Raw genomic sequence first — 8,096 nt, 5'->3', positions numbered from 1 at the left:
CATGATCTCAACCTCACGCAGCTTGCCGATGATCTCCTCGGGCTTGTGCTTCTTGGCAGGCATTCGTTGTCCCTTCTTTGATCCAGACTGTCATAGTCCATGGACCACTCAGAAGGGGGCAGCTCAGACCGTCGTGGTACCGGCGTCGATCGTAATCGCCCCGCCGCCCGTCGAGATGCCGATCACGCCATCGGCCGTGATCTGACCGTTCAGTATATCCCGCCGCGCGGTCGAGGTTGTGCCCGCTACGATCGAAATGTCGCCGGTGCTGGTCCGTGCAAACACTCCGACGTCGCCGCCGGTGCCGACCGTCGTGGACGCGGCATTGATGCGGACGGCCCCCGAAGCACCGTATATGACGATGCCTGGCCCGTTCGGCGTCGTAATGCGGTCGCTGTCGATGTCGACCCGGTCGCCGGCCCAAACGTAAATGCCGGCGTTCCCACCATTTTGGCTACTCGTCGTGATCGAGCCGCTCTTGATGCTGATCGGACCCCGATGATCGACGAGGATGCCCATGCCGCCAGTACCATTGACGCTGATCGACTGACTGACGATCGAAAGCGTATCCGTGCCGCCGCGCGCGGCGCGCAGGCCAAATCCCGGGCGAACGGCGTCAGCGACGACGATACCGGACGAATTGACACCCTCTGTTGAGATCGAGCTGCTCTCGACGATGATGGTGCCTGCATAAGCGGTCTGACTGTCGAAACTTCTGACGAAGATGCCCGGTTGCTGGCCCTGCGTCGTCGTGATGCTTGTGCTGTCGACCGTGACGGGGGCCATGGCCGGGCGACTGCGCGCATCCAAGGCGATGGCCTGACCGCTTTGCGCCACCGCCGAACCCGGCGACAATAGCGTTCCGCAAAGCGCGCTGCCAGCGAGCAGGGCGGCCCCCAGCGATCGCGTACGCTGCGAACCGAAGAATATGTTACGGCTGCCGTCGGGAACCGACGTGGCCGATGGGCTGTGCATATCAATCCCCCCGCAAAAGTTGGAACCAGGAGCGCGCTTTGGCTTGCCTGGTTCGCAATGCTGGATGTGATATTGCTGCCCATATGTGGCGTCATATCTCGATCAGGATATTGACCGAACATCTAGCGGAAATTCCTGAATCGTCCTGTGTGAGGAGGAGCTTGCTTATCGCTTTCTTGCGAGGACCAGATTCGGTTATCGGCCGCAACTCTGCGGACTCTTTTAGCCGGATGTGAATTCACTCGATCACACGCTGTCCCAGCAGGGTCCCGTACGACCCGATTGTGTTGAAGAAGTTGGGGCGCGGAAAGGAGGCAAGCTGCGGCTGAGTTGCACGGTACAGCGCCGACCGGCTCAGGCGGGTAGTGGCTATGTCGCGGGCCCCTTCGTGGATCGAACGGATGACCTTGCGCACGGGCATGTTGGGCGTTCAGCGATCCCGCAGGGTGCAGCCGCCACAGTCCTGCTGTCGCGCGCGATAGCGGATGAAGCCGTCCTGGCCGACATCGTGCCGGACAGTCACGAAGTTGCAGTTCCTAGAATGCTAGTCGGTAACTCATCCGCGTTGGGCGTGGGATGGGGGGCGCAGCTGACCGCACGACCTGGGGGTGCGGATGCTGGCGCTGGGTGCCGATACCATTCTACCATCGCTTCGCGGCGTTCCCTCCCCTGAGCCAGGCTCGGGGAGGGGGGCAGGCTCAGGGCTGCATCTGTTGCAGCATCTGAATATGTTGCTGCACGATCGGCACCGCGCTCTGCGCGCTGGTCTTCAGCGCGGGTTTGTCGCCATTCGCGGCGAAGCTCTGGTGCAGGTCGAGCGCGGCCTGATGCGCGGGCAATTGCTGGCCGATGTATAATCGGTCGAAGTCCTGGGCGGAGGCGCGGCGGAGTTCGCCGATCGACGCCTCGGCAGGGCCCAGCCTGGGCGGCGTGGCCGACAGGCCGTCCTGCTTGGCGGCGCGGACGGTGGCGGCGGTCGTCTGCTGATGGTGGTCGATCATCATCTGCGCAAATCGCCGGACATCGGCGTTACGCGATTTCTGCAGCGCGATGCGGCTGGAGGTGATCTCGTACAGATCGCTTGTCCCGGCGGCCTTCACATAGGCGTCGGCTTGCGCCTTGGCCGCTGCGGGTGGCGGCGGCGGGGTCTGCGCGATGGCCGGGGCAGCGGTGACCCCCAGGGCAAGCGCGACGGATAGGATCTTGGGCATGATGCTCTCCCGTGACGAATAGCCAAATCAACCGGCCGCACTCGCCGCTGTTCCGGATAAATATCTGCGATATAATGCAAATCAGCATCTTTATTTGGGGTGCTTGCGGCAATGAACCCCGGCGCTGCGATATTAGCACATGACACCGCCGCATCCCGTCTGTTAGCCCTGTCGCCATGCCCGTTTCGGCCGCCGCATCCGCCCGCGAGATCCTCGTTCGCCTGCACGACGTCATGGCGTCGCGCACGCCCGCTCAAGCCAAGCTGAACCAGGTGGTTCAGATCATCGGCGAGGCGATCGGCAGTGAGGTGTGCTCCATCTATCTGCTGCGCGAGGGCGTGCTGGAACTGTTCGCGACCCGCGGTCTGGCCGAAGAGGCGGTGCACGTCACCAAGATGGCGCTGGGCGAGGGGCTGGTCGGCACCATCGCCGAGGATGTCGAGGTGCTGAACCTCGACGAGGCAGCCAGCCACCCCGATTTTGCCTATAAGCCGGAAACGGGTGAGGACCGGTTCCATAGCTTTGCGGGCGTGCCGATCATCCGGCGCGAGCGGGCGGTGGGCGTGCTGGCGGTACAGCATACCGACCCGCGCAAATATGCCGATGTCGAGATCGAAGCGCTTCAGACCGTCGCGATGGTGCTGTCCGAACTGATCGCCAATGCCGGGCTGATCGATGCGGCGGGCGCGGCGGGCGCGCGGCCGCAGATGACCGCCTCGATCCGCTTGAGCGGTCAGAAGCTGGTCGACGGCATGGGCAGCGGGTTCGCCGTCTATCACCAGCCGCGCATCGTCATCGAGCATACAGTCGCCGAGGATATCGATGCCGAGCGTCGCCGCGTCTATGCCGCCTTCGACAAGATGCGCGAACAGATTGATCGCATGGCGCGCGAGGCGGAGTTCGGCGTCGGCGGCGAGCATGTCGAGGTCATCGAGACCTATAAGATGTTCGCCTATGACGAAGGCTGGGCGCGCCGGATCAACGAGGCGATCGACAGCGGCCTGACCGCCGAGGCCGCGATCGAACGCGTGCAGCAACGTACGCGCCAGCGGATGCGCCAGATCGACGATCCGCTGCTCGCCGACCGCATGCACGATCTGGAGGACCTGTCCAATCGGCTGCTCCGCATCGTGTCGGGCCAGATGGGCACGGCGGCGCAACTGGGGCTGCGACAGGACACGATCCTGATCGCGCGCAATCTGGGGCCCGCCGAGCTGCTGGAATATGACCGTCGGCGGTTGAAGGGTGTCATCCTGGAGGAAGGGTCGCTGACCGCGCATGTCATCATCGTGGCGCGGGCGATGGGCGTGCCAGTGCTGGGCCGGGTCAGCGATGTCCGCCGCCAGATTGCGGATGGCGACCAGTTGCTGCTCGACGTGACCGAGGGCAGCGTGCTGGTCCGTCCCACCTCCGCGATGGAGGAGGCGTTCGAGGCCAAGCTGACGCTGCGCCAGAAACGGCGAGCGGCCTTCGCGGCTCTGCGTGACGTGCCGCCGGTGACGAAGGACGGGCACCGCGTCACCCTGATGGTCAATGCGGGTCTTCGCGACGATGCCGCCGCGCTCGACACCACCGGTGCGGACGGGATCGGGCTGTTCCGCACCGAATTCCAGTTCCTCGTCTCCGCCACCCTGCCGCAACGTGAGCGGCAGCAGCGGCTGTACCGCGACGTGCTGGAGTCGGCGGGCGACCGTCCCGTCGTGTTCCGTACCATCGACATCGGCGGGGACAAGGCGCTGCCCTATCTCAACACCGCCGATGGGCATGAGGAGAATCCGGCGATGGGCTGGCGCGCGCTTCGCCTCGCGCTGGAACGGGACGGGTTGATGAAGGCACAGGCCCGCGCGCTGATCGAGGCGGGGGCGGGGCGGACGCTCCACATCATGTTCCCGATGGTGTCGGAAGCGTGGGAGTTCGACGAGGCCAAGGCATTGTTCGAGGCGCAGCGGGCATGGCTGGGCACGCGCGGGCGCCGCCTGCCGCTCGATGTCCGTTACGGCGCGATGCTGGAGGTGCCAGCGCTCGCCGAACAGCTCGACCTGATCCTGCCGAATGTCGATTTCCTGTCGATCGGCACCAACGACCTGACCCAGTTCCTGTTCGCCGCCGATCGCGCCAATCCGAAGCTGGCGGAGCGCTATGACTGGCTTAGCCCGTCGATCCTGCGCTTCCTTCGCCGCGTGGTCGATCCGGCGCGTGCGGCGGGGGTGCCAGTGGCCGTCTGCGGTGAAATGGGCGGGCGTCCGCTGGAGGCGATGGCGCTGATCGGCCTGGGCATCGAACGCCTGTCGATCACCCCTGCGGCGGTGGGGCCGGTCAAGGCGATGATCCGCTCGCTCGACCGTTCGGCGATTGCCGAGGAGATGGCGCGGCTGCTCGCGCATCCCGTGCGTGACATGCGTGGGGCGCTTGGTGCCTGGGCTGCGACGAACGGTGTGGAATTGGCCTGACCCTGGCCGGGGCCCCGCGTTGACTTGAGCCCGGGGCTCTGAAAGAACGACCGCGATCATGGGGTGGGCCATGGTCACTTCGGAGTTGAGAATGGACGAGGTCAATCCCGGCCACGATGCCGCACCAGCGGCACCTGCCCGCGCCGGTGACGTCCTGCGCATGGCGCGTGAGGCGCAAGGGCTATCGCTGGGCGATATCGGCGCTCGCACGCGCATCCCCAGTCGCCATCTCGCGGCGATCGAGGCATCCGATTATCAGAGCCTGCCGTCGGCTACCTATGCGGTCGGCTTCGCCAAGGCCTATGCCCGCGCCGTCGGGGCGGACGAGGTTGCGATCGCTCAGGCGGTGCGCGCCGATGTCGATCGCCTCGGCCGTCGCACCACCGAATATGTGCCGCAGGATATTGCCGATCCGGCCCGCGTGCCCTCGCGTGGCCTGGCGATCATCGGCGTCGGGCTGGCGCTGGCGGTGCTGATCCTGGCGGGGCTGTGGTATGGCACCGACCTGTTCCGCCGCGACCGCACCGCGCAGGAAGTTCCCGCCGCGACCCCGCTCGCCAATGCGACCGAGGCGGCACCCGCGCCCGCGCCAAGCCCGACGCCGGTAACCGGCGGCAAGGTCGTGCTGACCGCCAAGGGCGAGGTGTGGCTGCGCGTCTATGATGCGGACAACAAGACGCTGAAGATCGGCACGCTCCAGCCGGGCGAGCAATATGAGGTGCCTGCGGATGCCAACGGGCCGCTGTTGAATGTCGGTCGTCCCGACAAGCTGACCGTGACGCTGAACGGAACGGCGCTGCCGCCGCTGGGCGACGGATCGCGTGCGATCAAGGATGTGCGACTGGACTCCAGCGCGATCGCGGCGCGGCTGTCGGGGGCACCTGCGCCTTCCGCGACCACGACGAGCCCGGCCCCGAGCCGTAACGCACCGCGCGAGCGGCCGGCGCGGCGCTCCTCCACGACGGGGGCGGGCGATGCGGGTGGCGCAACCCCGGCCGCGGCGGCACCTGTGCCGTCGCCGACGACCGCCGCCACGGCCCCGGCGGATTTGTAAGGGGCTTTGCTTTCAGGCTGGAGACAGCCGCGACGGGGTAGGATATTCCCGTCCTTTCAACACCATGCCCACCGGGGGGTGAAGCCGATGCGTAATCTGTTGCTGGCCGGGGTCGCGGCCGTGATGATCCTGCCGACCGCCGCCACCGCGCAGTCCAATGTCGAGGGCCGCGTCGGCAAGCTGGAAAGTGAAATGCGCGCGGTCCAGCGCAAGGTCTTTCCGAACGGAGCGGGGGGCTATGTCCAGCCCGAGATCACCGCGCCCCAGACCCAGGCACAGGCCCCCGGCGTGCCCGCCACCAGCGCGATCAGCGACCTGACCGCGCGCGTCACCTCGCTGGAAGAACAGATGGCGAGCCTGACCGGCCAGATCGAGCAGAACGGCTTTCGCACCCGCCAGCTCCAGGATCAGTTCGACGCGTATAAGCGCGGCACCGAGGCGCGGCTGAAGGCGTTGGAGTCTGGCCCCGCGCCGATCGCGCCAGCGGGGCAGAGTGCGCCGCTCGACCCGTCCGAGCCCGCCGCGCCCAGCGGCCCGCGCCCCGGCAGGACCCCGGCGGCTGCATCGGTCGTCACCGGCGATACCGCCTCGACCACCCCGGCAGCGGGCGGTGCGGCGGTCGACAAGCCCTCGACCGGCGATCCGGCGGAGGACGCCTATCTCTATGGCTATCGCCTTTGGACCGCCAAGCGCTATGCCGAGGCGGAAACCCAGTTGAAGAAGGTGGTCACCGACTATCCCAAGAGCCGTCGTGCCAGCTATGCGCAGAATCTGCTGGGCCGCACCTACCTGGACTCGGGCAAGCCCAGCCTGGCGTCGATGGCCTTTTACGAGAATTACAAGAAATTCCCGGACGGCGAACGCGCGCCCGACAGCCTGCTCTATCTGGGCCAGGCGCTGACCAAGCTGAACAAGGCCGCCGATGCCTGCAAGGTCTATGACGAACTCACCGACGTGTATGGCGCGAAGATGTCGGCATCGATGAAGACGCAGGTCGTCAGCGGTCGCAAGGCCGCCAAGTGCGAGTGATCGCATAATATTCCTGCCCCGAAAGGGGGCGGGGGACTGGCGGAGGCGGTATGGCCGGCGCAGGCTTCCGGTGCGGCGCTGACAACCCCTCCACCATGTTGCACAGGGGCCCCCGGGCTTGCGAAGGGCATTGGATCGGGCGGGCGGCTCGTAAAATCTCTTGCGCCCGTCCCCCGGAAGGGCCAGAGCGCGCACATCCCTGACCAGTTTTGAGAGCATCATGGCCACCGATGCCACGGCCGTCGATCAGATTGCGCGCTTCGCCGCCGATCTGACGCTTCTTCACGATCCTTCTTGCCATGCCACGCCGTTGCTGCTGGCCGTATCGGGCGGGCCCGACAGCATGGCGATGCTGACCCTGGCGGCGGCGGCCTTTCCTGGGAAGATCGCCGTGGCGACGGTGGACCACGGCCTTCGTCCCGAGGCGGCGGACGAGGTGCGGATGGTGGCGGAGCATTGCGCCGGGTTGGGCGTGCCGCACCATGGCCTGCGCCCCGCGACGCCGATCGCGGGAGCGAGCATCCAGTCCCAGGCGCGCGACGTGCGCTATGCGTTGCTGGCGGCGCAGGCGCGCGCCCTCGGCGCACCGGTGATCCTGACCGCGCATCACGCCGACGACCAGGCGGAGACCTTCCTGATGCGCGCGGCGCGTGGGGCCGGGCTGTCGGGCCTTTCGGGTGTGCGGGCGCGTACGGTGATTGCGGGGATGACGATCTTGCGTCCTCTGCTCGACTGGCGGCGGGCCGAATTGCGCCAGATCGTCCGCCGGGCGGAGGCCCCCTTTGTCGACGATCCCGCCAATCACGATCCGCGTCACGATCGCACCCGGTTCCGCCAGTTGCTCGACGGACATGAGTGGCTGGGCGTGGCGCAGCTCGCCCGCGCGGCGCAGCAATTGGCCGAGGCGGACAGCGATCTTCGCGCCACCGTCGACTGGCTGTGGGAGGAGCGGGCGAAGATCGATGACGACAATGTCCGCATCGATGCCGCGAATCTGCCGCGCGAACTGGGCCGCAGGCTGGCCCGCCGCGCGATCGGAACGGTGCACGCTGCCGCGGCGATCGATGCGCCCGGCTGGACCGAGGGCGCCAATATCGAGAAGTTGCTCGAGTCGCTTTATGAAGGTCGCCGCGCGACCCAGGCCGGTGTGATCGCGAGCGTCCGATCGGGGGTATGGCGCTTCCGCCCCGCCCCGCCTCGCCGGACGGGGTAATTCCCCAGGCGGCGTCGGAGGGGCGAGGCGGAGGGGCGCAAGGCTTGCCGCTTTGCGAAGCTGCGTCCCCGCGCTTTGCCGACGGTGGGAATACTCTCGGTCCGCCGATCACAATGATCGGCGTTGTTCCATTGCCATTAACCTCGTCATGCCTATCTTGGAGC

The 8,096-nt window shown here is 66.8% G+C and carries 6 protein-coding genes and 1 pseudogene; 4 read left to right on the top strand and 3 right to left on the bottom strand.

Annotation, left to right across the window (positions count from 1 at the left end):
- Positions 1 to 123 precede the first annotated feature (123 nt).
- From NZL82_RS12135 to NZL82_RS12125, 3 genes and pseudogenes are all read right to left on the bottom strand, one after another.
- Positions 124 to 786 carry a hypothetical protein gene (locus NZL82_RS12135; protein ID WP_261270016.1) on the bottom strand — a complete coding sequence of 221 codons (663 nt, stop codon included), beginning with the start codon at positions 784 to 786 and terminating at the stop codon, positions 124 to 126.
- A 556-nt stretch (positions 787 to 1,342) separates the two neighbouring features.
- Positions 1,343 to 1,513 (bottom strand): annotated as a pseudogene (locus NZL82_RS19825) (IS5/IS1182 family transposase); the annotation flags it as partial.
- A gap of 160 nt (positions 1,514 to 1,673) precedes the next feature.
- Positions 1,674 to 2,186 carry a DUF4142 domain-containing protein gene (locus tag NZL82_RS12125; RefSeq protein WP_261270014.1) on the bottom strand — a complete coding sequence of 171 codons (513 nt, stop codon included), beginning with the start codon at positions 2,184 to 2,186 and terminating at the stop codon, positions 1,674 to 1,676.
- Positions 2,187 to 2,362: 176 nt separating this feature from the next.
- On the opposite strand from NZL82_RS12125, the gene ptsP reads away from it, so the two are divergent.
- The 4 genes from ptsP (at position 2,363) to tilS (ending at position 7,932) form a co-directional block, all read left to right on the top strand.
- Positions 2,363 to 4,636 carry a phosphoenolpyruvate--protein phosphotransferase gene (gene ptsP / locus NZL82_RS12120; protein WP_261270013.1) on the top strand — a complete coding sequence of 758 codons (2,274 nt, stop codon included), beginning with the start codon at positions 2,363 to 2,365 and terminating at the stop codon, positions 4,634 to 4,636.
- 91 nt (positions 4,637 to 4,727) lie between these two features.
- Entirely contained in the window at positions 4,728 to 5,690 is a 963-nt protein-coding gene (locus NZL82_RS12115; RefSeq protein ID WP_261270012.1) for a helix-turn-helix domain-containing protein, read from the top strand.
- Positions 5,691 to 5,777: 87 nt separating this feature from the next.
- Positions 5,778 to 6,719, top strand: a complete 942-nt coding sequence (locus NZL82_RS12110; RefSeq protein WP_261270011.1) for a tetratricopeptide repeat protein — start codon at positions 5,778 to 5,780, stop codon at positions 6,717 to 6,719.
- Between the two features lie 220 nt (positions 6,720 to 6,939).
- Positions 6,940 to 7,932, top strand: coding sequence for a tRNA lysidine(34) synthetase TilS (gene tilS / locus NZL82_RS12105; protein WP_261270010.1), 993 nt, complete (start codon positions 6,940 to 6,942; stop codon positions 7,930 to 7,932).
- The last annotated feature ends 164 nt before the right edge of the window (positions 7,933 to 8,096 follow it).

The organism is Sphingomonas sp. LC-1 (assembly GCF_025371035.1).
Lineage (GTDB): Bacteria > Pseudomonadota > Alphaproteobacteria > Sphingomonadales > Sphingomonadaceae > Sphingomonas > Sphingomonas sanguinis_E.
This window is presented reverse-complemented; position numbering and strand designations above follow the sequence as displayed.